Origin of the sequence: Undibacterium cyanobacteriorum (assembly GCF_031326225.1) — a bacterium.
GTDB lineage: Bacteria > Pseudomonadota > Gammaproteobacteria > Burkholderiales > Burkholderiaceae_D > Undibacterium > Undibacterium cyanobacteriorum.
This window is the reverse complement of sequence record NZ_CP133720.1, coordinates 3,396,439-3,421,462: the sequence shown is the minus strand read 5'-3', so window position 1 is coordinate 3,421,462 and position 25,024 is coordinate 3,396,439. Positions and strand designations below refer to the sequence as shown.

The following is a 25,024-nucleotide window of genomic DNA, read 5'->3' as shown; positions in this document are numbered from 1 at the left end:
TTCTCTTGGAGTGAATAAATTGGATTGATACTGTTTGCTTAATCTGTGCTCGCGCTCAGCAAGTTCATTCGTTCGAACTCGCCGAGCGCATGTTGATATCGATTAGATTGGTAGTGCAGTCTTACCACTGCATTTCGCCTTTGTTGACTTTTGCACCGATGTCCAAAGCAATACCTAAACCTGCGTTTGGATAAGCGGTTTGCATCGCCTTGATCAAGCTGGCACCGTCTTTAGCTTTCGCTGCTTCGACGTCGAAACGTTGCAAATATTCGCGTGTATAGCGAATCGTGCTGCTATCGAGTTTGGTGCCTGCTGCCATATGGCCTGGTACCACCGTTGTTGCTTGCAAAGCGTCGAGTTCATCAAGTTGTTTGAACCATGCTTGGCGTTCGCTCGGTTTTTGCGTATCGGCTGTCCACACATGCAAATTGCCGAAGATCGCGATATTGCCAACGATGGCTTTGATCGATGGAATCCACGTGTAAGGACGATGCGCCAATTCACCGGTCGTGCCACGCACTTCAATGACTTCGCCATCAACGCTTAAGGTGTTCCCGTTTAACACTTCTGGCAGTACTGGATGCCGTGGTGCATTCGCGCCCATCTTCGGTCCCCAGAACGCCACTTTGCCTGCCATCTTCGCTTCGATCTTTTCACGTACCGCTTTCGTTGTGACGACTTGCGCTTGTGGGAACATGTTCTTCAACACTTCTGCACCGAAGTAAAAATCAGGATCGGCATTGCTAATAAAAATCGTCTTCAAGGTTTTGCCGCTGTCGAGCACATTGGCTGCCACACGCAAAGCATCAGCGCGAGTAAATCCGCTGTCGATCACGACAGCTTCAGTTTTACCTGAGACGACCACGGCATTGACGTGGAAGCTATTGCCGTCCGCGTTAACCACTTTCAAGCTCAGTGGTGCAGGATTGGCGTTGGTCTGTGCACCGGCACCAGCAGCAACGACGCCCAAGGCGAGGGCTGGGAAAGCGAAACGGATGAGGTTTTTGATTGAGAACATAATGGTTTCCTTTAATCTGAATTTTGGGTGGTTTCGAATTTGCTTTAAATTTGCTTTAAATTTGCTTTGGGTTTGCTTTGGGTTTGCTTTGGGTTTGCTTTGGGTTTGCTTTGGGTTTGCTTTGGGTTTGTTCTTTGCTACGAGTCGGTATTTCTTCATTTCTTGATTTCCTGAGCTTGGCTGTGGTCTGTTGTTCGTATTCCCTGCAGTCCATGGCTGCGCTACGGATAGAACTTTAATTCTTTCGATTTGTTTGATAAAGTTCAGTTTGATTGAATATTTATTGCATAAACCGTCGAAATGGATAGATTAACTGCCGCACAAGTCTTCGTTGAAGTGGTCGACTCGGGGAGTATGACCATGGCCGCTGAGCGCCTCGAAATGTCGACCGCCATGGTGAGCCGCTATCTGGCGACCATGGAAGAATGGTTTGATGCGCGGCTCTTACATCGCACCACACGGAAGTTGAGCCTGACCGATGCCGGTATGGCGGCTTTGCCAGCTTGTCGGCAATTGTTGGAGTTGGCAGAAGATGCGCGACATTTGGCCGCAGATCGGAGTCGAGAGCCAGCAGGCGTATTTCGTGTGACAGCCGCCGGCTCGTTTGCTGATGCGCAATTGACGGCGGCTTTGGTGGAATTTCAGCGCCAATATCCGCAAGTCGAGTTTATTTTGTCGACGGGTGATAAAGCCGCGGACTTGGTTGGTGAACGGGTCGATTTAGCAGTGCGGATCACCAACAATTTAGATCCGACTTTGATCGCGCGCCCCTTGGCGGTTTGCCGTTCTCGCTTATGCGCTTCGCCTGCCTACTTAAAAAAATATGGCAGCCCGCAAGCGCCAGAAGACCTCTTGCAACATCAATGTATTGCGCACGCGTTTGGGATTGGCAAAGTGTATCGTTTTACCAAGCAGGGGCAGAGTGTAGAAGTGCCGGTCCAATGGAGTTTTCAGACCAATGAGACTGCGGTCTTGCGGCGGGCGGTGCTAGAGGGAGCGGGCTTGGCGATGTTACCGACTTATTATGTGGGGGAAGATTTTCGCAATGGTCGTTTGGTCGGTTTGCTGCCTGATTATGAACCTGAGATGCTAGGCATTCACGCGATTTACTTATCGCGCCAACATCAACCCTTGGCCTTGCGCCTTTTGGTGGATTTCTTGACCCAGCGATTCGCCGGTGTCGTGCCGCCTTGGGATCTGGTGTTGACTTAAGTTTGAAGCTCAATCGAAACAAATGCAAAGCGTAGCTTTTTGCAATCGAAATCGCTTAAAAATGAGGCAGACAGGGGCTTAGTGCTATAATGCGCCCCTCTATAGATTTTCCCCGCACGTAAACATCAAGGTGGGCCTCGTCGAACGAGTCGCCGCCGCTTTAGCGTTAACCATGACCGATACCGTAATTCCTCCAAGTACTACCCCTGTTTCAGCTGATGCTCCTGCCCGTTTTGATTCATTCGGTTTAGCACCTGAAATTCTGCGCGCGTTGCAAGAGCAAGGCTATGAACACCCAACGCCAATTCAGGAGCAGGCGATCCCAGTGGTATTGCAAGGGCGTGATGTGATGGGCGCGGCACAGACGGGGACTGGTAAAACGGCGGGATTCTCGTTACCGATTATTCAGAACTTGTTGGTTCACGCTAATACGAGCGCATCACCAGCACGTCATCCAGTGCGTGCATTGATTTTGACACCAACCCGTGAATTGGCGGATCAAGTTGCCGACAACGTCAAAGCGTATTCGCGCTTCACCGGTTTGCGTTCCGCAGTGGTATTTGGTGGCGTTGATATCGGCCCGCAGACAGCTATTTTACGTGGTGGTGTCGAGATCGTGATCGCCACGCCAGGCCGCTTGCTGGATCACGTGGCACAGAAGTCCATCAATCTGTCGCAGACACAAATTTTGATCATGGATGAAGCCGATCGCATGTTGGATATGGGCTTCCTGCCAGACTTGCAACGCATCATTAATCTGTTGCCGAAGAAGCGCCAAAATTTGATGTTCTCGGCCACTTTCTCGCCAGAAATTAAAAAATTAGCTGCCAGTTTTTTGAGTGATCCCGTCACCATTGAAGTGGCACGTAGCAATGCGACTTCTGAGAACGTGACGCAGGTCCTATACAAAGTGGCAGAGGAAGAAAAACGTGACGCCGTTTCTTTCATCATTCGCGAACGTGGCTTGAAACAAGTCATCGTCTTCTCCAATACCAAGATGGGCGCTTCACGCCTCGCAGTGCATTTGGTCAAGCAAGGTGTGAAGGCAGCCGCGATTCATGGTGACAAATCGCAACAAGAACGGATGGCGGCACTCGAAGCATTCAAACAAGGTGAAGTAGAAATCTTGGTGGCTACCGACGTCGCCGCGCGTGGTCTTGATATTTCTGAAATGCCGTGCGTGATTAACTTTGATTTGCCGTATAACGCTGAAGATTATGTGCATCGGATTGGTCGTACTGGTCGTGCCGGTTCTAAGGGCGATGCAATCTCGCTGCATACTGATAAAGATGATCGATTATTGGCCGACATCGAGAAGCTCACCAAACAAAAAATCGTACGTTTGCAATTGGCAGGTTTTGTCGCAACGTCGGTACATACCGAGCGTCGTGAGAATTCTGGCCGTGGTGAGCGCGAAGCTCGTGGATCCGATCGCCATGATCGTGGTGAACGCGGTGATCGTGCTGAGCGTAGTGAACGTAGTGCTCGCACTTACCAAGCGCCGCGTGAAAAAGTCGATCCATGGTTCTTGAAGCCGTATGAGCCAAGCACGGCGAGTGCGGTTGCTGCGAAGCCGGAAGTCGCCACGAAAGTGGATGCGAGCAAGACGCCGAAGCGCGCCGCTCTACTTGGTGGCGGTAGCTTGTTGGGTAAAAAGAACTAAGTAATATTTTTCTGCGTTAGTCATAGGTTTCTACATCGACTAGCTCAACTCGCTCAAAGATAGCGTCGTGCCCATGCTGGCACGGCCGACTTCCAAAACTGTTCAATCGTTTCGATCTCACCCTCGAGATGAAGTTGTAGGAATTGCGCGGCAGGCAGTAATGCATCGCGCAAGAGATCATTGTCGCCGCGATCGAAGGCGACCGCTCCAGTTTGCTTGGACAGTTTCTCGCCAACTTCATTGACGACCACCGGCACGTGCAAATAGCGTGGATGTGGCAAACTCAAGAGATCTTGTAAAAAAAGTTGGCGCGCCGTGGAGTCCAATAGGTCCTCACCGCGAACGATATCTGTGATACCTTGCGCGGCGTCATCGATCACCACCGTCAGTTGATATGCCCAAAAACCATCGGCACGTTTGAGCACAAAGTCGCCGACTTCAGTGCTTAAATCTTGCTGCTGCATGCCGAGCAAACGATCGTGAAATTGTATGCATGCGGCTGCTCCCTCAGGTACGCGTAAGCGAAATGATCGGGCCAGTCGTCCATCGCTAATGCCATGACGACAGTTACCAGGATAAATCTGACTATCCTGCAGACCAGCGCGTACTCGTGAATCGGCAATTTCTTTACGTGAACAGGCGCAAGGAAAAACCATTTCACCTAGCTGCTTGAGTGCTGCTTCATACAAATGCTGACGCTGACTTTGCCAAACGATGGCTTCATCAGATTGCATGCCGCAGCGGCTCAAAGAAGCGATGATCTCTTGATCGGCGCCTGCGACATTACGATCAAAGTCGAGATCTTCGATGCGCACCAACCAGCGACCATGATGCGCTTTGGCGTCGAGATAACTTGCCATCGCAGCAACCAACGAACCCATGTGCAAAGGTCCAGTCGGGGAAGGGGCGAAACGACCACGGTATTCAGACATGCTCAAACTAAAGTACTTAGGGCAAAAACGTTCAGAAAAAAATGAAACTTCAATTGGCGGCTATACTAACAAATCTACTCAATTTGCGGGAGTTGGCGAATGATTGTGCTGCGTAAATCAAATGAACGAGGTCAGGCAAATCATGGCTGGTTACAGTCACGTTTTAGTTTCTCATTTGCGGAATATTATGATCCACGCCATATGGGCTTCGGACCTTTGCGCGTCATCAATGATGATTGGATTGCGGAAGGCATGGGCTTTGGTATGCATCCACATAAAGATATGGAGATCATTACCTATGTCTTAGAGGGCGAAATCGCGCACAAAGACAGTATGGGAAATGGTAGTACGATTCGCCCTGGCGATGTACAAAGAATGAGCGCGGGGACCGGCGTGCGCCATTCGGAGTTCAATCCTTCAAGCCAAAACAAAACCCATTTGCTGCAAATTTGGATCATGCCTGATCGCCTCAATTTGACGCCGAGCTACGAAGAAAAGCGTTTTACTGCGGAAGAAAAACGTGGACGTTTGCGTTTGGTGGCGTCGCCCGATGCACGTGAAGGATCGGTGCGCATTCATCAACAAGCCTCATTGTATGTTGGCCTATTTGATGAGCAAGAAGAAGCGCGTTATGAACTCGCACGTGATCGTTTGTGTTATGTCCATGTGGCGCGCGGTCAGCTTACAGTCAATCAGCATCAACTCGAAGCGGGTGATGCTCTACTGATGCAAGCTGAAAACGCCGTGCAGTTATCGGCAGGTCAGCAAGCTGAAGTTTTGCTATTTGATCTGCCGTATTGATTTGCTGTTTTGTTCTTGACCATTCGATCTCAAGCACCGCTATAGCCTAAGGATATTTCACCACCACGCGCTGCAAAGAAGGATCACGAGCACCGAGGAAGCGGTCGATCGAATCCACCGTCACCGTGTCAATATGGCCTGCCATGCGTCGATCGAAAGGTTGATCATCGAAGGCAATATTGGCGCGGAACATGCGACCACCGAGACGCGTGAACATGGAAATCTCCAACGTGCTGGCGCGATAGTTGGCGAACTTTAACCAGCTTTGCGCTTGCTCGCGATTTTGAATTTGCACATCTTTTGCCAGCGCGGCGGCGATGGTTTCCAAGGCCCATTGATTTGAGTTTTGGTATTTGGTCGAAAACGGATGCGCCACCATGTTGTAGCGTGTTTCGTGTAGCGCCTTAGCGGTCGGGGAATTAATGGCGCGTCCGATTTGCGTTTGTATTTCTGCGCTCGGTATCATCAGCAAAGCTTCGTAGCGGTAGGGATCATCCATAAAGAAGTTTGCTAAACCTTCATTAAAGAGATCGGATTTTGCCGTGCCACAGTGATTGAGTTCGTGCATCACCATCCAACGACCATCTTCCATTTTGCGAATAATGCCTAGGTGGGAATATTGCAAATGGTATTTGGAAAGATCTTGACCAGCACGAGCGATCACCGCAAGTTCAGCACCAGAGCGATCGAGCTCATTTTTCACGCGTTGCGCTAACTCAAAGCCTTGCATGACACGATTGGGATCGGCTGGTTTCTCCTCGCAGCTGCGGCCTGCCATAGCCGCTGAAGCATGCAGAGTGAGTCCCGCAAAACTGAGGCACAATAAAAACGGCCGCATCATGATATTTTCTCGTGATGGATGAGTGCTTTACCGAGCGCATTCGGAATAAATGCGATGACCTTGCCAGCCGAAATTAAGAGATGTCCTGTCGCGACCGCTGAAACTTGGACTACTGCGCCGCTTGCTAAACCGATGCCTTGTAAAGCTTGCCCAGACAATTGTATGGTCACACTGACGCCCTCCGAAACCCCTGTGATGACCACCACAGAACCCTGTGCAAGTACTTCGACGCCGGTGATTAAAACCATTCCTGATGCACCGACCGTATTGAGGGAGCCCTCGACCACCACGCCAACCGCTTGCGACATCGCAGTCGAGGCGCGGGACAAAGCGCAGGATGGACAATCGGGATCTGGCAAAGGTGCACTGGCTGCACTGGCTGTAGTGGAGGGGCCATCATCATGTGCGACGGGGTGTGCAAGATGGCTGGCAGAACTCATGAGTGGGATGCTGCAGCTGAGTGCCAGCGAGAGTTTTGCTACCGTTGAAATAAGTAATCGCGTATTCATCATGACCTCACTGTGTTGTGAAGTCCGCATTATTACGAAGCTCTGATTTGATGCGCAACTTCGACATGCAAAGTCGCATATCGTGTTCTTTAGAGTTGCATCTTCTGATACTTTGGAGGGGCATCCATACCCAGAGTTAAGCTATTAAGGCTTAAAAGAGCGCTCAATATTGGATCGTAATGCGGTGCGTTGGATGCGTCGGCACAGCAAAACGGGGCCGATATTCGGGTGAATTCGGCCCCGCCATGAGGTATCGCTCAATGTGTTTCTTGGTGCGTCGCTTGCTTTTGACTCTGAGAGTTGTCTCGTTGATCGCGCTAGCTCTTCGGCATCTTAGACGGGAATTTGACCCAAACCGTCGGTTCGCTCCATCTTTTTACAATGTGGACAGGATTTGCCTGGAACATACCAAGATGAAAGCTGCTCGCGAGGTGTGACGACCGCGCGGCAAGCAAAGCATTGTTTGGTGTCGGTGGCTTCGAGTTTCGGATTGAGTGCGGTGCGATAGTCGAACACAAAACAATCGCCATGATAGTGATCGCCGCCAACTTCTTCGAAGTATTTGAGGATGCCGCCTTCGAGTTGATACACGCTCTTGAAGCCCACGTTCTGCATATGAATCGCGGCTTTTTCGCAGCGAATCCCGCCGGTGCAGAACGTCACCACGGTTTTGTCATTCAATACATCGCGATTGGCTTCAATCACTGCTGGGAATTCGGTGAATTTGGTAATGCGATAGTCGATCGTATGGTCAAAGCTGCCAACGTCGACCTCGAAATCATTGCGCGTATCAACCATCACCACGGGTTTGCCGTCGTCATCATGTCCCTGATCCAACCAACGCTTCAAAGTTTTGGCTTCGACCGCTGGAGCGCGTCCATCTTCTGGGCGAATCAAAGGCATGCGCATGGTGATGATTTCAGGTTTGATCTTGACCAAAAGTTTTGTGAACGGTTGATGATCGGACAAACTCTCTTTTGCGACGATGTCGGCAAAACGTGAATCGCTATGCAGCCAATCCATATACGCATCAATTTCATGACGAAGGCCTGCCAAAAACATATTGATCCCCTCAGGCGACAAGATCACCGTGCCTTTGAGATTGAGTGACGCGCACTTTTCTAAAAAGAGTGGGCGTTGGGCCTCGGTGTCGTCAAAAGTGACGAATTTATAGGCGGAGATATTGATATAGGAATTGCTGGCCATGGTCGTAAGTCGTGCTGAGAAAAATTCGCGAGATGCGCATTATAGGACGAAAGCAGAATGCTGTTTCGTTTGGAATCGAGGGCGATCCGACTTAACCTGCGAGGTCCACATTCAAGCGAGTAAAAAAGTCAGTAGGCTGATTGTTCGCTAGAGAGTAAGTGCACCACGTTTAATTAGTTTTTTAACATGTTAAAAAATAGCAAATAACGCGTAAAAAAATCACGTAACGCGTAAAAAAATGAAGATGATGTTCGTGGCAGCAATGCTTTAATGTTAAAGTCCTAAAGTTGTCCAATTTGAATGTGAACCCTCACTGTCCAAAGCGACAAAATCACGACGCGAAATAGTTCGACTCCGAAGTTATAAGAAGAAAACTGATGAAACAAGGTTTCAATGAACAAGCGGAAAATCCTGATTTCATATTGCCAGAAGTTCTGCAGCAATATGAGCTGAAGTCCGTCCATTCGCAAGATCCATCAGACCTCGTTTTTGAAGCCTGGGATACCCAATTACAGCGCTCGGTCTCGATTCGCCGCATCGATTGTCATGAGGCCGATGCGGAACAAATTTTCAAACAAGCACGCTTAGTGGCGAGTCTGAAGCACGCGGCCTTTGCCAAGATTCACGCGCTCGAAACGCTTGGACAACACCTCTATATCGTCAGCGAGGCGGTCGTTGGTGTCCCTCTGACGGAATGGATTAGCCTCAACCGAGGATATGAAAAAGCGAGTGTCGAATTCACGCTTCAGATTGCATCCGCATTGGCAGAGGCGCACGAATTCGGCTTGGTACATGGTGATATTCAAGCGAAACATTTCATGATCGATGCGAGCCGCCAAATTCGGATCAAGAATGGGGGCTTCATCAAAGGGGGCTTCAACAATGGTGTTTCGCCTTATAGTTTGCGCGCGCTCGATCAAGCAGAAATGAGTGAGGGAATCGCTTATTTTGCGCCCGAACGTTTTGCGAATGCGATCGCGACACCCGCTTCAGACGTCTACGCAGTCGGCACCTTGTTTTACCTGATGCTCAATGGCAGCATGCCTTATGCGCATTTACAAGGTTTAGCGTTGGTGGCGGCGCTAGTGCAAGCAGATGCAGCGCAATGGACTTTCCATACAAATATTTCCGATGCACTGCGTCAGTGGCTGATGGACATGCTTAAACGTGATCCCGAGCTACGCCCAAGCTTTGCACAGCTGGTCGAGCGAGGCCGCGCCATACGCGAAGCAGAGGGCTTCTCAAGCAATCTCAGTACCGTGAATCTACAGAGCCTACAAGGGCAATTGGCGAGCGCAGCACGACGCAAAAAAAGATATGGATGGACGGCCATTGCTGTCTGCTTATTGTTGGGCGCGGGTGTTGTGTGGCAAGCGCAAGATTATTGGCCGCAGATTGTGAAAGCGATTACCCCCTATTCTGAGACGCGTGAAATCGAACAAGGTATCGCTGCTCTTGAACGGCATACACAAGTGCCAGATTCCCAGTTAGTCGAACAAGCGCGTGAACATTTTCAAAAAGTCTTGGAACATACTCCCAACAATGCCAAAGCTGTCGGGTACATGAGCCTGGTGTACATGAGTTTATATGGCAACGAGAAACGCGACGAAATTTGGATGCAAAAAGCCAAAGCAAGTGCGCAACAGGCGATGAGTCTTGATCCGAATTTGGCAGTGAGCTTGCTGGCGCACTCCAAGGTCGTCCAGTGGCATCATCAAATGGATGAGGCTCTGCAGATAGCGGAAAAGGCATTGCAGTTAGAGCCGAATAATCTGATGATGTGGGTGCAAAAGGCGCGCTTGCTCCTAGAGAGAGGTGATATTCAAGCACTGATGAAATTTGCCTCTGAGGGCGTCGAAGCGTTTCCGCAGGATCGTGTTTTACCTGAACTAAAAGGGGTCGCCTTAGCTACCTTGGGTGACGTGAAGGGGGCGGAACGGGCTTATCGCTTGAGTATGCAGCGCCAACCTGATTCCGTGAATGCCTATGCTTTGCTCGGCAACCTGTTGGACCGCCAGCAGCGCACCAATGAAGCGTTGCAGATTTTTCAGCGTGGTTTGCAGGTACGACCGAATGCGCAACTATACGGCTCCATGGGACAAGTGATGTTCCGCAAGGGCGAGTTTAAGCAAGCGGCAGAAGCATTCGAGAAGGCGGTGTCCCCTCAAAAAGGAGTCGCAGGTAGCTATTTTCGTTGGTACCAATATGCAGAAGCCTTGATGTGGGTGCCAGGTCGAGAAGCTGAGGGAATTGCGGCATTTAAACGGGCCAAGGAATTGTTGGAAGTGCGTATGGCACGTTCACCGGACGATTCCTTTATCATGTCCCATATGGCATTCATTCAAGCGCGATTAGGTGAGTTTGATCAGGCCAAGAGTCTAATCGTTCAATCTATGGCATCTTCGATTCAGGATGAACCGAATAATTTGGCACTTGCAGCCTCGATTTTTGAATTGATTCATGAACGGGATAAGGCTTTTGAATTACTCGCTCAGTTAAAGCAGCTTGAGCCGGAAATGTATGATGTGGTGACGAACCCGATTTTTGACGAACTGAGAAAAGATTCACGTTATAAGAAGTTCAGCAGTGGGTAGGAACCGAAGCCGGTGTCGTGCGGTCAAAGCACGTCGTTTGAAAGCGTACGGTCGCTATAAAAGAATGAGATAAGTAGAAAATGATTGATCAAAAACTTCAACATGAGACCGCGAATGCGAGCAGCATTGAGCTGCCCGCAGAGTTGTCTCATCTCGAGATTCGACAATCATTTCAATGCCAACAGCTCGACTCAAATGTGAAGTTGTTAGAAGCGCGTGACAACCTATTGCAGCGTGATGTCTTAGTTAAAATCGTGCAACACACTCAAGATCAGGCTGAAGCGCTCGTAGATGAGGCGCGTCGTGTGGCGGCATTGAAGCATTTTTCATTCCTCAAGATTCATAGCCTAGTACAACAAGAGCACCAGCTGTGCATCGTGATGGAGTCAGTGAAAGGGCAGCTCTTAGTCGATTGGATCAAAGAAAGGGCAACGAAAGAAAGCACCCAAGAGAGAAGCGAGGGCTCCAAAGAACGCCAGATCGTTCGACACCTGTTGGATCTTGCGCAAGCCTTCGAGGAGGCGCGCCAGCTTGGTCTCGTGCATGGCAACTTGGGAAGTGATCAGTTGTGGGTGGACCAAGCTGGGCGTATTCGCATTTTGAACTTTGGCTTACAGGCGCATCGCGATCAATCTGATTTCGGCCTCGCTCAACCAATGCAGGGCGGCGCACAAGAGCTTGATCGTCGAATTCATTATCTAGCTCCAGAACGGTTCAGCGATACCCGTCCGACATCGGCAGGTGACGTATTCGCACTCGGCGTGATTGCTTACGAGATGCTGACCGGTGGGCTACCTTACGCAGAGATCCACGGCTTAGCATTGCTCGCTGCACAGGTGCAGTGTCGTAGTGAGCAATGGACTTGGCCAGAGACGGTTTCCCTTGCCTTGCGCAATTTGATACTGCACATGACCCAGCGCGAGCTCGATGCACGCGCAAACTATGCGGCTATTGTACAAGCCTGCGAGACCATTCGTGCGGACGATTCAGGTTCTTCTAGTTTAAGCTCATCTCAATTAGACGCCCTGCAAGCGCAATTTGAGGCTACTGCGAAAGCCAAGCGCCGACGTCAATATGCTGTGTTTGCCTTGTTGCTTGCTCTGTCAGGAATCGGTGCATGGCAAGCGAAACCTTACTGGCCGCAAATCGTTAAGGCGCTCACCCCCTATTCTGAATCTCGGGAGTTAGAGTTGGGAATGGGTTTTTTGGAGCAATATGCACAGCTTCCTTCACCAGCATATCTCGACGGTGCAAGTCAGCACTTCACTACGGTATTAGCTCGCTCGCCAGAAAATGCAGAGGCTGTCGCTGCGATGGCTTATGTGTATTTTCAAAGATATCAGTCTTCCCAACGCGACGAAATTTGGATGCAAAAAGCGAAGGCTAGTACCCAGCAGGCACTTATTCTCAATCCCAAACTGGCGATGTCGCAGGTTGCAAATGCCCGATTATTGCAGTGGCAGCATGAATTGCAGGCCGCGCTAACTGCAGCAGACTTGAGTATTCAATTGGCGCCAAAGAGAATCCTAGGTTGGCATACGAAAATGAGTATCCTCTTAGAGATGGGGAAGCAAGACGATGCGATCCAATTTGCGCAGGAAGGTGAAAAACACTTTCCAAATGATAGATATATGCTCGATCTTTCAGCTGGCATCCTTCTTGCTCGTGGAAAGTTTGCAGAAGTCGAGCTGGCATTAAAGAAAAGTCTAGCTCGTCAACCAGAAGGCCGCCTTGCTTATCCATTATTGGCCGTCGCTTTGATGCGGCAAGGACGAGACAGTGAAGCTATGCAGTATGTACAACGCGGTTTGGAGGTGTACCCCAGCCCCAATTTATATGGAACTTTGGGTGACATACGGCTGTACCAAGGCAACTATGAAGATGCTGCGGATGCCTACGAGAAAGCCGTCTCAACAAAAAATGGTGTCGCGGGAAGTTATCTACGTTGGCTGAGTTATGCGGAAGCATTGTATTGGACAGAAGATCGCGACGTCGAAACAAGAGAGGCGTTCGAGAAGGCGAGAAATTTACTGGAGATTCGATTAAGGCGCTCACCAGATGACGCCTTTCTTCTGGTGAATATGGGACATATCTTGTATCGCCTTGGAGATCGAAATGCGGCCTTAGATATTTTGGGCCGCTTAAAGAAGCAAGATTTGATGAATGAGAGCGGTTTATTGAAATTGGCGCAGGTCTATGAACTGTTAGGCAAGCGTGATTCGACAATCGAATACCTGATGACAATAAAGAAAATGGGAATACCGATTGATGATCGCCATCCTATTTTTGAAGATGTGCGCAGAGATCCCAAATATCAAGCGCGCGCAAAAGTGGAATAAACCAATTCTTAGACAGAAGGTGAATAAATGATGGATGGAGCAGGGAGTGACATGAAGCATGAGCCTATTACAGCCGTAAGATTCATTGGTTATGCGATTTCGACTTTCCCTGCACATTTGCGAGATGGCTTAGGAGGCGGCACTTATCTTGGTAATGCATCAGTCGAGCGAGATCTTGAGATGCGAGTATGTATCCTTAAGAACGCCATCGATACTGCCAAAGCGCAATTACCAGCGGATGAAGTTGGTGCGACGGTCAATAACATATTTTTGGTTCCCGAATTTTTCTTTCATGGGGCGCAAGGGCCCTATCTCTATGCTGATGGAGAGGAAGATCCGATATTGCGACTCCAGCGAATTTTGGTGCGAACTTTTCCCGCGAAGGATTATTCAAATTGGACGTTTGTCCTAGGAACGGCGATTACTGCGCGGGTATCGGACCCCAAACGATTGTTCGAGTCCAATAGCGTGCAAGTGCGCAATGAAACAGTGAAGTTCTTGGTTTCACAGGAACGAAAGGCACGCAGTGCGTTGTCAGAAATTGTGACAAATACTTTGAAGAGTTTTATTCAGGATTGTCAGGGCATTCCTGATGTTGCTGTGCGTGGTCGTACACCAGTATTTAGTCATATTCCATTGGTTGTTTTGCCAAATGGTATTGAGTCAAATTGGATGACGACAGAAAAATATTTTATGTCCGGTGAGGATTTTGTACTGTACAGCACTTCGGGACATAAGGATGTGATCACCGAACAGATGGTGGCATATCCTCACATTGATCTTAGCGCGGGGGATGTTAAGTTGCATTCGGAAGATTCAAGAGCGATATTTGGACAAAAAATCGATCATGATGAATCATCGAATTTCATAAGAATTGGCGTTGAAATTTGTCTTGATCACGAAGACGCACGACTTAGGAGCAACCTCGATATCGAATCTAATCCGGAAATGGGCAGTTGCGTTCATATTCACCTCGTGCCTTCATGTGGGATGGCTATTCGGCCCGGGAGTGTGGTCGCGGACGCGGATGGGTTTGTCTTCAACTGTGATGGGCAATATCCTTTAGACGCAACGAACGCAAGCGTCGAATGTGGGGCAATCGATGGCGTTCCTAGTATTTACATCAACCATAATCCCAGCCCGATTGATGCCTATAATTTCCATTGTGCTCATACGCAGTTCGCGCGTGTGAAGGTTGCGGCGAAAGGTAATAACCCCAACCTTAATTCAGCCGAATTTCAGGAACTCGATTCGACTGATGTGCTTTGTGTAGCAGTGCTAGAACCACAGCTCGAACATGGTGTACTGTCTGATTATTTTGCAGGCGGTCCAGGTGCTGTGCATATCTACGGTGTTAAACAAGGTTTTAGTTTGAAATCCAATTTGGATGAAGTGTAGTTCCACCAATCGTTTGTCTTGCATTGATTATGTAAGCCAGATTTTTTTGATTAACTTTAAGATGGAGAAAACGTATGTCGAGTCATGTTCCTGTAAGTCCGCCACAAAGCGAAAATGCTACCACCCCGACAAATGACACTACACCACAATGCTGTCAGGCAGGACAAGTAGCAGCACCACCACCGACCCATGACACGACACCACAATGCTGTCAGGCAGGACAAGTAGTTGCGCCACCACCGACTCATGACACGACACCACAATGCTGTCAGGCAGGACAAGTAGCAGCGCCACCACCGACCCATGACACGACTCCACAATGCTGTCAGGCAGGACAGGTAGTAGCGCCACCACCAACCCATGACACGACTCCGCAATGTTGTCAGGCAACGCAGGCAGCAGTACCACCACCGACTCATGATACGACTCCACAATGCTGCCAATAACAGTCTGAATTTCAGTCGAAGTTTGTAAATTGAGATAATCGCCTGTTTTCTTAATTGACCCCTCGAAGATTAGAAATACTTCGGTTATCGTAGGCAAGAGCGCGGCTGAGACTGCGCTCTGTTTTTTTGAGCACTAGGATCAGATTGCTTATGTTTTTGACTGCAACAAATCTCACTTACTACATGCTTGAGATGAATTACGTCACGCCAAGCGATGTCGTATTGGGGCAAGTAAAGATTATCGAAGCCGGGCGCCGCAATCGAAATTTCAAAGTATTGGTTCGTGATACTGGCGTGTTTCTCAAACAAGTTAAAGCAATCGATCCGGTGGAAAACTCCACGCTGCAGCGAGAAGCTGAGTGTTATTCATTAGCGCGAAATCATCCTGAATGGAGCGAGAGCATACCTCGTTTTCTTGGCTATGATCAAAGACGCAAATGTCTTGCACTTGAGCTGTTGCCAGAAGCGGAAAGTTTCGTAGATCATCAATTTTATCGAAGGGAGTTGGATAGCCAGGTTGCTGTATTGATCGCTAAGATGCTTGCATCATTTCATAAGCTTCATCCCTTACAACACGAGGTGGAATTGTCTAGTGTTTCCCTGCCGAAGCGCGTGCCTTGGATTTTATTCTTCCACCGCGACAACAATCGAGTCAGCCAAGGTGTCATTGAACTTGGTGATCGCATTCGTGCAGATTTGGATATGAGTGCTGTGATAGATAAGCTATTTCATGGTTGGTCCAGAACGACTTGGATTCATGGTGATATGAAGTGGGACAACGTCCTTTTGATGAGTGATACGAATAGAGACTATCGCGTCAAATTAATTGATTGGGAGCTGTTCGATCTCGGCGATCCGCTCTGGGATGTGGCAGGCTTTATTCACTCGTTTATGGTTTCCGTTGTTGGGGTAAAGTTGCGAACAGTTTCATCAACAGAGCGTTGCGATATCGAGAACCTTATTGATCACATGAAACCGTTTGGTGAATTTCTCACCGTTCTCTGGAATCAATATGCGCTTGAAAGACAATTTGAATGCGAAGACGCACGCCAGCAATTACTGAAAACGATGGAATTTTCCGCTGCACGAATGTTGCAATCAGCCTTTGAAGGTTTGTATTACAAAAACCTATTTTCGCAAGAGGCAGAGTACTTGTTAGCGCTGTCGAAGTTTATATTGAAGAACCCAGCTCGATTCATTGAAGAGATTGGCTTGATTAGTGGTGAGGATACATGATCGACTTATCCAACAATGAATTTATAGCTATCGCACGCGATTTTGTGATCGATGGCGAGACAGGTTTCCGCTATCAAAATTCTTGCTACGCTGTTCCTTCAGGCGGCGTCAATCAGATAACGCCAGATGAATTTTTGGTTCGAGAAATCACTGAGGTTTTGTACGCGAAAATTTATACACGGCAAGTAGATATCTTGCAGCGTTATCCCTCTTCGGTTTGGCCTGGTAGTGATCAAGAATTTATTGCGCAATTGAACAAGGCAAATCATAGCCAACAGTCAATCGACCGATCTTGGAGGGTTTATCATGTGGGCACCGATGGTCGCGTTTCTGTACAAAAAGGTAATCGAAGTCGAGTCGCTTTGCCCGGTGAATTTATCCGTAACAAAATGACTGGCGAACTCCCGAAAGCTGGCGATATGGTGGATTTGATTGCCTATCCATGCTCTTTGGAATTGTCTCCAGGATTTTATTTTGCATTTGGGCAGTGCCTTACCGATCAGTTTGACGAATATGCTTTAGTTCGCTTTTTTTTTCATGTTCATGCTGCTGGTGCAATTCAGTTGATGCAGCTTTTGAGTCGTCAGTTGAATCACTATCATGTCCCGTATCGCTTTAAATGCTTAAGTTCTCCCAACGCCTACACCCGCGCTGATGCTGCGGTGTTGTATGTCTCGAAGCGTTATTTCGCGATGGTTTCGCAAGTGTTGAATCGATTGTATCCAGAGTTGGTTGGGTGCCTTCGCCCAGAAATTCCATTGTTTTGTTTCCTATTTGAACCGGGCATTGGGATTGCCGATGATTCTGGGACAAATGAAAGTTTTGGTAAGTCACGCTGCAGACTGGTTGCAACCGCTCTGGTTGAGATCTGGAGAAATCAAATCAAGGATACGGATCAACAACTTAAAGTTTTGGAACAGAAATTTATGGACTCAAACTTGGATTGTCATGTTCCCTATTTGAAAAAACCTATGACGGATAATTGGTTCAGAGACGCGTTGATGATTGGTGATCGACATGATTGAACTCAGAGAAAAATATCTTGAGGTAGCTCAGGCGATTGCAATCGATATTTGCCGCGATGCTTTTTGGGCTGGTAATGCTTGCACTTGGTTGGGGTGGGCGATCAATAAGGTTCAACGCAGTTGGCCAAAGGTTTTTCGATCATTAGAGGCTGAATTGTATGGCGGTAGCAGCGGCATCCTATTGTTCCTTGCCGAAGTTAATCGGATCTGCCCCGATCCATTACTAATGCATACGATCGAAGGCGCCTTGAATCAGGTTCTTGCAAGTTGTCGACAGCCTGAATTATCACAACGATATGGCTTCTACGTTGGGCGCGCCGGAAATGCTTATGTGATGTGGCGAGTTGGCTGTTTGCTCGGACGTTCTGATTGGGTTGAACATGGAATGCGTGAGTTTCGTTCGCTGAGAGAATTGCCACCAGATTCCCATAATCTTGATGTGATCAGCGGTAGTGCTGGAACAATCCTAGCGCTATTGCAGTGTGCACGTGTTTCAGGTGACGAATCACTCGTTGATATCGCTGTGATGCATGCAATGTCTTTAGCGAATCATGCTGAACGACAAGGAGACACCGTCTCTTGGAAAACCATAGAAGTCGATGGGCAACAAAATCTCACCGGTTATTCGCATGGTGCGGCTGGTATAGCGGTAGCCTTACAAGAAATTCACACAGTAACTCAGGACAAAAGTTGGCTTGAATTGATTGATGGTGCGCTCAATTATGAGCGCGCAAACTTCGATCACAATAATGGCAACTGGTTTGATTTACGACTCATGCCTGGTGAGTCCGCAGAAACCAAAAAGCCATCCTGTTTCATGGCGTGGTGCCATGGAGCGCCGGGTATCGGTTTAGCTCGCCTGCGACAGTTACAGCTTTTTCCAAATAAAAGTGAGGTTCATGAAGACCTTCGCTTAGCAATTGAAGCAACTCAGGTCGCGCTTCGCAAGGGATGGCAAGAAGGGCAGGATAATTTCTCGCTATGTCATGGATACGCAGGCAATGCCGATTTTCTGCTTCAGGCAGGCATTGTGCTGCAGCGTGAGGATCTTGTGCATATCGCCCAGAGCGTTGGTGATACGGGGATTCGCGAGATACTCAAGCAAGGCCTGCCTTGGCCATGCGGCAATGGTGGCGCTGGTGAAACGCCCAACCTGATGTTAGGCACTGCGGGCATCGGTTACTTTTATCTTCGTTTGTATTCGCCTGAAACGGTGCCGTCGGTGTTGTTGATTTCGAGTTAGTCCTTACTTCAAAGGTGCTTTGCTGGCGTATTCCGTTTAGAATAGCCGCTGCTTTGAAAAACAGGATTGCAACAGCTCCTATGAATGCTTTACCCGAGGACAAATCACAAGATCAGTTTTTACACTATCAGCTAGGCGTACGCTTGGGAGAAGGTGGTTTCGGTCAAGTGTACCAAGCATGGGATACCAAGCTGCATCGTCATGTGGCCATTAAGTATCTCAAAAATGTTATGGCCGGGGTGGATCTGACCCGCGAGGCGCGCTTGGCGGCCTCTTTGCAACACGTTGCTTTTGTCAAAATTCACGCTTTAGAACAAACGCCAGACGGTCAAGCAATCGTCATGGAGTTGGTGCCGGGCCGCACTTTGCGGCAGATCCTCGACTTAGAAGCACCGGGAATTTCTGCGGTGCTGGAGATCGTGCGGCAAATCGCGCAGGCGATGCAAGAAGCCCATGGTGCTGGGCTGATCCATGGCGATCTCAAACCGTCCAATTTGATGCAAGAACCGAGCGGCGCAATTCGTATTTTGGACTTTGGTTTGGCCACGCAGGCCGATCGCGATGCGACCACGTCGATGGTGCAAGCCGACCCTCAAGGAACCATCGCTTATATGGCGCCCGAGATTTTGACTGGCGCTGCTTTGAGCGCCGCCTCGGATATCTATGCCCTTGGTGTGATCTTGTATGAATTACTGATGGGTAAGCGACCATTTGCTCAATTGTCGGGCTTGGCCTTGGCGGCTGCAGTGATCCAGTCGAATTCCGAACAATGGCCATGGCGTGACGATCTGCCTTTGATTCTGCGACAATTGATCCGCGCCATGACAGAGCGCCAACCGGAAAATCGCATCGCTTCTATGCAAGTGGTCGTGGATCGTATCAACGAGTTGTTGGCGGTGGACCCTGTCTCGATGCAGTCGGCTTCATTAAAAATAGAACTGCAGAAACTCAGTCATCTGCATGTCGTCGAAGAGGCTCCTTTAATCAATTGGCGCCGCTTGAGCAAACATTGGAAAGTCGGTTTGGTGGTGGCGTCCGTGGCCGGAATCACATTTGGGACTTGGGCGAGTTGGCCGTATTTGGTACGCACGGAATTACCTATTAGCAGTTATTCCGCAGCCAATGAGATGCAAAATGGATTGCTCTTACTTGAGCAATTTAAACAAAGTGCTCAACTCGAAAAAGCGGAGCAGCACTTTCAGCGCATCTTAGAAAATGATGCCAAGCATTCTGGTGCAAGGGCAGGGCTGGCGCTGGCACAAGGCTTCCAGTTTATGCTGGAGAGTGATCATCAAGAACTCCTCGTCAACGCGGAAAAAAATGCACAAATTGCGACGGAGGAAAATGCTTTTGTCGCTTTGTCTCACGTGGCGGAAGCCCTCGTATTGAGTCTGAAAGGGCAAGATGATGCTGCAGCTAAAGAGGTCGAGCGGGCTTTTTCTTTAGATCCAAAGAATGTGTTGGCATGGCAAATGCGTATTCGGTTTTTACAAAAGCAGCAGCAATGGGATCAAGGATTGACAGCAGCGAAAGAAGCGGTTCGTTTGTTCCCAGAAAACGTAGTGTTGTTGAACCAGTTGGCGGAATTGCATCTGAAGTTGAATCAAAACGAGGCAGCCTTGGAGGTCTATCAAGCGGCATTGGCAAAGAATCCAAAACTGAGCGGGCTCTCGATCGGTTTGGCTCAAACTTACGTGCAGCTGAAACAAGTCGATCAAGCGCAAGCGACAATACAGAAAGCCTTGCAATTACAAGCTGATTCCGCTCTGTATGTGGAGTTAGGTGATCTCAGTTTTGCACGAGGCGACTACGTCGGTGCGGCTGCTGCGTTTGAAAATGCAGTGGGCCGTGGATTTAGCAACAACGAGGATTTTCGATTGTGGGCGAAGTATGCCGATACACTGCAATGGATACCAGGACGTACCGATGCTGCTCGTAGTGCCTACACCAAGGCGCGTGACCTGATTCTGAACAAACTCGAAAAGCAAACGGACCATCTTGAACTGATGTCGCGAGCCGCTTTGTATTCGGCAAAAATCGGCGATGCGAAACAGGCGCAAGAACTGATCGTAAAGCTTGGCGACAGAATTCAGGGCAAGCCAACGGCGCTGTTCCGAGTTGGTGTCACTCAAGAAATTTTGGGGAATCGTTCGGCTGCGGTGGAGGCGATTTTGAAAGCGAAAAATTTGGGATTCTCGTCCAAATTGATCGATGCTGATCCTGAGCTGGTCGCCTTGCGCCGTGACCCTACGTATCTCGGCAAACCTGCACGATAACTGAGTTTAAGTTTGACTCGTGTCTCTGCGATTGCGCTTTTAGAATGCTGCGAAGGCCGCTTAGAGCAGTAGAGGCTTGACCATCTCGAAAAAACTTTCCTTCGAAACGGGTTTATGTAAGCTGCCAACCAGCTTGAGAAATTTGAGTTGGGCGACTAATTCAGCGCTGTGTATGACTTCGCTGGTTTGTGCGGACATGATAATGACGGGGATCTCCGATTGGCGATAGGCGAGTTGCCATAGAAAGTCGAAGCCGTCCATGGTCGGCATCATGAGATCCGAAATAATCAAATCGAGTGGGAGATCTGCTTGATCCAAAATCTCGATCGCGGCAGTGCCATTATCGGCAGTATGCACGTTCGTAATGGCGAGCGCTTTGAGTAAGGCGGCCACGTATGCTAACTGTAATGGATCATCATCCACGACCAAGACCCGCATTTCAGCAGGTGCTTTTTGTGGGAGTGATGTCTCTTGCATCCTTGATTCCATCGTGCCTAATCAATCAATTGAGATGAGATTTGTGCATTTCGGCGGAACAGAACCTCGCATTTCTTTGAGGTTCCATTAACACTTGCTTTACGGTATCACTATTATTGGCATTTCGCTCTGGAAAGAAAATGCCTACCATTCAAAAAACCACAGTATTTCTCTGATTTTTTGTAAGGTCCTTGATCTGATCAGGCAATCCAACCCAATCCTTTGAGATGGCGCCGCAGAGCCTCACTCGGGGTTTTCAGTAATGATGCACATTTTTCAACTTCGCCAGCGGCATTGTCGAATTGTGAGCGGAGCTCGTCTGCAGGGATTTGTTCGACTCGGCGAATTTGTTTATTGGACTCGATCAACTTGTACATCGAAGGACGGGAAATCCCGAGATCTTCGGCCGCGTATTGGATGGTCCAAGCGTGCTTTTCCATCGCGCTAATGACATCTTCTTCGCTGAGGTCGCGCAGTTTCTTGCGTTCGATTGGCGTCGCACTTGCGCTCGTAATTTTACTGGCTGCTGCGAGCACGTCTTCAATGTTCTGCGGGGCTTGGATTTTGCGCAACTGGCTGGCGTTTTCTACCGATTGCAAACGAGGTGTTTCGATCATGTTGGCCAAGACAGGAACTTCGCCCATTTGCAAAGACAATGCAGCGCGCTTCAACACATTGCCCAATTGGCGAATATTACCGGGCCAATCGTAGTTCAGCGCAGCGTCGATGAAATTGGCGGGCAGATGACTTGCATCCACGGTGCCGCTACCATGCTGGTTGAGGATATGCACCATTAATAAGCCGATGTCTTCTCGACGCGCTCGCAGCGGTGGAATCCGAATAATGAAGCTTTCCAGGCGACGCACTAAGGCGTGGTTAAACGAAGAGTGATAGAGATCTTGGTCGGTCGCAGTAATCAGGCGCGCATTCGATTTATTGTCACGGGTGGCGCCGAGTGGACGATATTCACCAGTCTCCAAGACGCGCAGTAACATCGGTTGTATGCTGCTTGGCGTATTACCGATTTCATCGAGAAAGAGGGTGGAGCCTTCGGCTTCAGCAAAGAAGCCAGTCCGCGCCGTTTGGGCACCGGTGTACGCACCTTTGCTGGCACCGAATAAGTCGGCCGCAGCCAATGACTCGTTGAGTGCTGCCATATTGACCGACACCATTCTTTGCCCAGCGCGCTTACTGAGTTGATGTATGCCGCGCGCTGCTACTTCTTTACCTGTGCCGGTTTCGCCAAGCAGCAGAACACTGGAGTCACTGGCGGCTGCCAAGCGAATCAAGTCGCGCGCCATAATCGCCGAGCTACCTACGCCGATAAAACCGTCAATGCCATTATCTTTCGGTAAACAACGCATCCAATGAATACAGAGATAAACCGCGCGTCCCAAAGCGATAATCGCACCAGTTTCAATCTGTTCCGCGCTTAAACAAATTGGATCAGTGATGATCTGACCATTGAGTTCAACCACCATGCGGCTCTTGGGTGGGCAAATGGTGACGCCATCACTGGTATCACGTACGACGCGCATTGCTTCGCGTGACACGCCGCCATGTCCGATAGGGAGTGATTCGCCCTGAGTTTTTCTGAACATCGGAATAAAGCGACTGATTTCGATGACGCCTTCTTCTGTACTTCCTATGAATTGCTCCCCGATCCGGGAAACGTCTGGATGCCAAGCGATGGTGACAGCTAAAAGCGGTCGACTTTCTTTGGCAACCACGGCGAGTGGCGAAGTGATGGTGTAGTCAATTGTATTCATCGATACTTCTATTCGTTAATGTTAAGTAAGCACACAAGTCTCAATGCGCGTGTAAATAAGCGTGTAAAAAAGTGTGTAAACAAACCTTAATTTACACGTTAAATTTTATTTGCGTAAATGCTTACGTGTAAATCGCAAAAAATTTACATGCTAAAAAAGGCTTTTTACGCGTTCGCAGTTTCACGCAGCAATTTTCATACCTTGTTTTAGAAAAGGCATCGCGGCGATTAGTTTTTTCGGAATTTGTCAGCGTGATTGAGACTCTAAGTAGGACAAAAGATGGGTGCCTAATGTGCGGTCTTACATCAGTCTAAGTATTTTGCCATTTTTTGATAGATTTCCTAGTGGAAAAGTAATCGTGTTCCTCATTTGATAGCTTATGGTTCGCGTTAGAACCATTTTCATAGAGCACGGGTGCTCGGCAAAATCGTCGTGTTCACAGCGTATTTGCTGGTCTTTTTGAGCTGGCACGTGAATTGCTATTCATACGTTGAAGCGCATTTTTTTGCGCAAAAATTTCTCATTAGATGTAACACCCAAAATCTCTGGTCATAACGAGGTTGCGGTGATAAAGAGGTCAACATGAATAGCCAAAGTGACTCGAAAGTGAAAGAAGTTGATGTTCTCGTTCTGGGAGGTGGGATTTCAGGTTGTACCGCTGGAATCGCCTTGCTCAAGCGTGAAGATTTGCGTGTAACGATTATCGAACGTGGCGATTATTCAGAACATCGCTATGGTGAGTCTTTGTCGTCCAGCGTCCGTTCCACACTCGAATACCTAGGCGTTTGGCAAAAATTTTGCTCCACGCAAAAACAGCAGGCGTTTTTTAGCCAAGTGAGTTGGGGTAGTGCTGAGGCACGTCGTCTCGGTTATATGTTCACCGAAAATGGTAGCGGCTGGGCGCTTGATCGACTGGCTTTCGAAACGATGCTCGCCGAAACCTTCATCGAGCGCGGCGGTAGTTTGCTCACCAAGAATCAAGTGGTCACTTGCGAGGCACGACCACAAGGCGGCTGGCGTGTGTTGGTGAAAGATGAGCACGGTGAAACCTATGTGATTTATTGCCGTTTCGTGATCGACGCATCAGGTCGACGCGGAGTCATGCGGACCAACCTGAATCTGGCTTTGACCGTACATGACCGTTTGGTTGGGGTCGGTTGTATCGGTACTTACGAGCATTCTGGTGCTGCAGCGTTGGAAAACCACGTCGAAGCGGCAGAGTATGGATGGTGGCATGTCACACCGATGGCCGATGGCAAAGTGTCGATTGTCTTGATGAGTGATCCCGATATTCTGAATAAGTGGCATGCCAGTCAGCCCGCTGTATGGCGCGCCTTATTGTCAAAAACGACGATCGGCAAGCAACTGGGTGAGGTGGAGTTGATTGAGACGCCACGCGCTTTTCCATGCTATTCATCCTACTTGCGGTGCGCAGGCGGCAAAGATTGGGTTGCTGTTGGTGACGCCGTCGCTTCTTTTGATCCTATTTCTGCCTCGGGCATTCCTCGCGCTTTAGCAACGGGTGTACACGGCGCCTTCATCGCTGTTGATCGTTTGTTCTCCGATGGCAGTCTTTTGGAAACCTATGCTCAAGCGGTTGAGCAGGATTTTCGCCAATATTTGCAAACGCAGTGGCAGTATTATCAGCGTGAGAATCGTTGGCCTGATGCGGTATTTTGGGCGCGCCGTCGTGCAGTCATCGCTTTGTCGAAAGACGCCATGATTCAACATGTGAACTTCTACGAAAGCAAGATTACCGTGCAGCCTTTGCATTTGAAGTGCAATGAGATGCATGATCTGTGGAATCTTTGCCAAGAAGGTAAGATTTTGAAGCAAGTTTTGCAAGAGTTCCAAGAGAAGCACGCGCATATTCCAGAACAAAAGGTGTTGCTCGGTTTGCAGGAATTGATCGAGGAAGGCTATCTCGAGATTAAACCGGAGGAAGAAGAGGACTGCGTCTTTTTTAACACCGAGCGCCTTTATTTTGACTAAATTTCTGATTTGCTCGAATTCATTTTGGATGAATCAAGACAAATCAA

The 25,024-nt window shown here is 48.8% G+C and carries 19 protein-coding genes; 12 read left to right on the top strand and 7 right to left on the bottom strand.

The genetic code is table 11. From position 1 onward, the window contains the following. Window positions 1–121: 121 nt before the first annotated feature. Window positions 122–1,018, bottom strand: coding sequence for an MBL fold metallo-hydrolase (locus RF679_RS14310; protein ID WP_309481307.1), 897 nt, complete (start codon window positions 1,016–1,018; stop codon window positions 122–124). A 300-nt stretch (window positions 1,019–1,318) separates the two neighbouring features. On the opposite strand from RF679_RS14310, the gene RF679_RS14305 reads away from it, so the two are divergent. Together RF679_RS14305 and RF679_RS14300 are read left to right on the top strand one after the other, a co-directional pair. After that, window positions 1,319–2,230, top strand: coding sequence for a LysR family transcriptional regulator (locus RF679_RS14305; protein ID WP_309481306.1), 912 nt, complete (start codon window positions 1,319–1,321; stop codon window positions 2,228–2,230). A gap of 172 nt (window positions 2,231–2,402) precedes the next feature. Beyond that, the gene (locus tag RF679_RS14300; RefSeq protein ID WP_309481305.1) at window positions 2,403–3,893 is read left to right on the top strand and encodes a DEAD/DEAH box helicase; all 1,491 of its coding nucleotides are present in this window, start codon (window positions 2,403–2,405) and stop codon (window positions 3,891–3,893) included. 53 nt (window positions 3,894–3,946) lie between these two features. Here RF679_RS14300 and gluQRS read toward each other — a convergent pair whose 3' ends face one another. Continuing rightward, window positions 3,947–4,825: a tRNA glutamyl-Q(34) synthetase GluQRS gene (gluQRS, locus tag RF679_RS14295; protein WP_309481304.1), complete on the bottom strand. Its 879-nt coding sequence runs from the start codon at window positions 4,823–4,825 to the stop codon at window positions 3,947–3,949. 99 nt (window positions 4,826–4,924) lie between these two features. Between gluQRS and RF679_RS14290 the strand changes: the two genes are divergently transcribed. Then, on the top strand, window positions 4,925–5,626 hold the full coding sequence (locus RF679_RS14290; RefSeq protein ID WP_309481303.1) for a pirin family protein: 702 nt from the start codon (window positions 4,925–4,927) through the stop codon (window positions 5,624–5,626). Window positions 5,627–5,672: 46 nt separating this feature from the next. Here the strand turns inward: RF679_RS14290 and RF679_RS14285 are convergent, their stop codons facing one another. The 3 genes from RF679_RS14285 to RF679_RS14275 form a co-directional block, all read right to left on the bottom strand. Then, the gene (locus RF679_RS14285) at window positions 5,673–6,467 is read right to left on the bottom strand and encodes a DUF2145 domain-containing protein (RefSeq protein WP_309481302.1); all 795 of its coding nucleotides are present in this window, start codon (window positions 6,465–6,467) and stop codon (window positions 5,673–5,675) included. Further along, window positions 6,464–6,979: a hypothetical protein gene (locus RF679_RS14280; RefSeq protein ID WP_309481301.1), complete on the bottom strand. Its 516-nt coding sequence runs from the start codon at window positions 6,977–6,979 to the stop codon at window positions 6,464–6,466. Before RF679_RS14280 ends, RF679_RS14285 begins: the two co-directional genes overlap by 4 nt. A 330-nt stretch (window positions 6,980–7,309) precedes the next feature. After that, complete coding sequence (locus tag RF679_RS14275) at window positions 7,310–8,182, bottom strand: sulfurtransferase (RefSeq protein WP_309481300.1); 873 nt, start codon at window positions 8,180–8,182, stop codon at window positions 7,310–7,312. A 377-nt stretch (window positions 8,183–8,559) separates the two neighbouring features. On the opposite strand from RF679_RS14275, the gene RF679_RS14270 reads away from it, so the two are divergent. The 8 genes from RF679_RS14270 (at window position 8,560) to RF679_RS14235 (ending at window position 20,739) form a co-directional block, all read left to right on the top strand. After that, on the top strand, window positions 8,560–10,776 hold the full coding sequence (locus RF679_RS14270; RefSeq protein ID WP_309481299.1) for a protein kinase domain-containing protein: 2,217 nt from the start codon (window positions 8,560–8,562) through the stop codon (window positions 10,774–10,776). A gap of 80 nt (window positions 10,777–10,856) precedes the next feature. Further along, complete coding sequence (locus tag RF679_RS14265; RefSeq protein WP_309481298.1) at window positions 10,857–13,115, top strand: protein kinase; 2,259 nt, start codon at window positions 10,857–10,859, stop codon at window positions 13,113–13,115. A gap of 51 nt (window positions 13,116–13,166) precedes the next feature. Next, window positions 13,167–14,513, top strand: coding sequence for a hypothetical protein (locus RF679_RS14260; protein WP_309481297.1), 1,347 nt, complete (start codon window positions 13,167–13,169; stop codon window positions 14,511–14,513). 74 nt (window positions 14,514–14,587) lie between these two features. After that, window positions 14,588–14,959 (top strand): hypothetical protein, encoded by a 372-nt coding sequence (locus RF679_RS14255; RefSeq protein WP_309481296.1) that lies wholly within the window; start codon window positions 14,588–14,590, stop codon window positions 14,957–14,959. Between the two features lie 150 nt (window positions 14,960–15,109). Then, window positions 15,110–16,195: an aminoglycoside phosphotransferase family protein gene (locus RF679_RS14250; RefSeq protein WP_309481295.1), complete on the top strand. Its 1,086-nt coding sequence runs from the start codon at window positions 15,110–15,112 to the stop codon at window positions 16,193–16,195. After that, window positions 16,192–17,220 carry a T3SS effector HopA1 family protein gene (locus RF679_RS14245; protein WP_309481294.1) on the top strand — a complete coding sequence of 343 codons (1,029 nt, stop codon included), beginning with the start codon at window positions 16,192–16,194 and terminating at the stop codon, window positions 17,218–17,220. Before RF679_RS14250 ends, RF679_RS14245 begins: the two co-directional genes overlap by 4 nt. Beyond that, window positions 17,213–18,463, top strand: coding sequence for a lanthionine synthetase LanC family protein (locus RF679_RS14240; RefSeq protein ID WP_309481293.1), 1,251 nt, complete (start codon window positions 17,213–17,215; stop codon window positions 18,461–18,463). Before RF679_RS14245 ends, RF679_RS14240 begins: the two co-directional genes overlap by 8 nt. A gap of 80 nt (window positions 18,464–18,543) precedes the next feature. Further along, window positions 18,544–20,739 carry a protein kinase domain-containing protein gene (locus RF679_RS14235; protein ID WP_309481292.1) on the top strand — a complete coding sequence of 732 codons (2,196 nt, stop codon included), beginning with the start codon at window positions 18,544–18,546 and terminating at the stop codon, window positions 20,737–20,739. A 60-nt stretch (window positions 20,740–20,799) separates the two neighbouring features. Here RF679_RS14235 and RF679_RS14230 read toward each other — a convergent pair whose 3' ends face one another. Both RF679_RS14230 and RF679_RS14225 read right to left on the bottom strand, forming a co-directional pair. Beyond that, window positions 20,800–21,216: a response regulator gene (locus tag RF679_RS14230; protein ID WP_309481291.1), complete on the bottom strand. Its 417-nt coding sequence runs from the start codon at window positions 21,214–21,216 to the stop codon at window positions 20,800–20,802. A 200-nt stretch (window positions 21,217–21,416) separates the two neighbouring features. Continuing rightward, on the bottom strand, window positions 21,417–22,985 hold the full coding sequence (locus tag RF679_RS14225) for a sigma 54-interacting transcriptional regulator (protein WP_309481290.1): 1,569 nt from the start codon (window positions 22,983–22,985) through the stop codon (window positions 21,417–21,419). Between the two features lie 582 nt (window positions 22,986–23,567). Between RF679_RS14225 and RF679_RS14220 the strand changes: the two genes are divergently transcribed. Continuing rightward, the gene (locus RF679_RS14220) at window positions 23,568–24,977 is read left to right on the top strand and encodes an NAD(P)/FAD-dependent oxidoreductase (RefSeq protein WP_309481289.1); all 1,410 of its coding nucleotides are present in this window, start codon (window positions 23,568–23,570) and stop codon (window positions 24,975–24,977) included. Window positions 24,978–25,024 lie beyond the last annotated feature (47 nt).

Coding starts and splice junctions, on each gene's coding strand:
- RF679_RS14300 (WP_309481305.1), top strand. CDS start 2,403: ATGACCGATACCGTAATTCCTCCAAGTACTACCCCTGTTTCAGCTGAT.
- RF679_RS14230 (WP_309481291.1), bottom strand. CDS start 21,216: ATGCAAGAGACATCACTCCCACAAAAAGCACCTGCTGAAATGCGGGTC.
- RF679_RS14305 (WP_309481306.1), top strand. CDS start 1,319: ATGGATAGATTAACTGCCGCACAAGTCTTCGTTGAAGTGGTCGACTCG.
- RF679_RS14280 (WP_309481301.1), bottom strand. CDS start 6,979: ATGATGAATACGCGATTACTTATTTCAACGGTAGCAAAACTCTCGCTG.
- RF679_RS14260 (WP_309481297.1), top strand. CDS start 13,167: ATGAAGCATGAGCCTATTACAGCCGTAAGATTCATTGGTTATGCGATT.
- RF679_RS14225 (WP_309481290.1), bottom strand. CDS start 22,985: ATGAATACAATTGACTACACCATCACTTCGCCACTCGCCGTGGTTGCC.
- gluQRS (WP_309481304.1), bottom strand. CDS start 4,825: ATGTCTGAATACCGTGGTCGTTTCGCCCCTTCCCCGACTGGACCTTTG.
- RF679_RS14245 (WP_309481294.1), top strand. CDS start 16,192: ATGATCGACTTATCCAACAATGAATTTATAGCTATCGCACGCGATTTT.
- RF679_RS14235 (WP_309481292.1), top strand. CDS start 18,544: ATGAATGCTTTACCCGAGGACAAATCACAAGATCAGTTTTTACACTAT.
- RF679_RS14240 (WP_309481293.1), top strand. CDS start 17,213: ATGATTGAACTCAGAGAAAAATATCTTGAGGTAGCTCAGGCGATTGCA.
- RF679_RS14265 (WP_309481298.1), top strand. CDS start 10,857: ATGATTGATCAAAAACTTCAACATGAGACCGCGAATGCGAGCAGCATT.
- RF679_RS14290 (WP_309481303.1), top strand. CDS start 4,925: ATGATTGTGCTGCGTAAATCAAATGAACGAGGTCAGGCAAATCATGGC.
- RF679_RS14285 (WP_309481302.1), bottom strand. CDS start 6,467: ATGATGCGGCCGTTTTTATTGTGCCTCAGTTTTGCGGGACTCACTCTG.
- RF679_RS14275 (WP_309481300.1), bottom strand. CDS start 8,182: ATGGCCAGCAATTCCTATATCAATATCTCCGCCTATAAATTCGTCACT.
- RF679_RS14220 (WP_309481289.1), top strand. CDS start 23,568: ATGAATAGCCAAAGTGACTCGAAAGTGAAAGAAGTTGATGTTCTCGTT.
- RF679_RS14255 (WP_309481296.1), top strand. CDS start 14,588: ATGTCGAGTCATGTTCCTGTAAGTCCGCCACAAAGCGAAAATGCTACC.
- RF679_RS14270 (WP_309481299.1), top strand. CDS start 8,560: ATGAAACAAGGTTTCAATGAACAAGCGGAAAATCCTGATTTCATATTG.
- RF679_RS14250 (WP_309481295.1), top strand. CDS start 15,110: ATGTTTTTGACTGCAACAAATCTCACTTACTACATGCTTGAGATGAAT.
- RF679_RS14310 (WP_309481307.1), bottom strand. CDS start 1,018: ATGTTCTCAATCAAAAACCTCATCCGTTTCGCTTTCCCAGCCCTCGCC.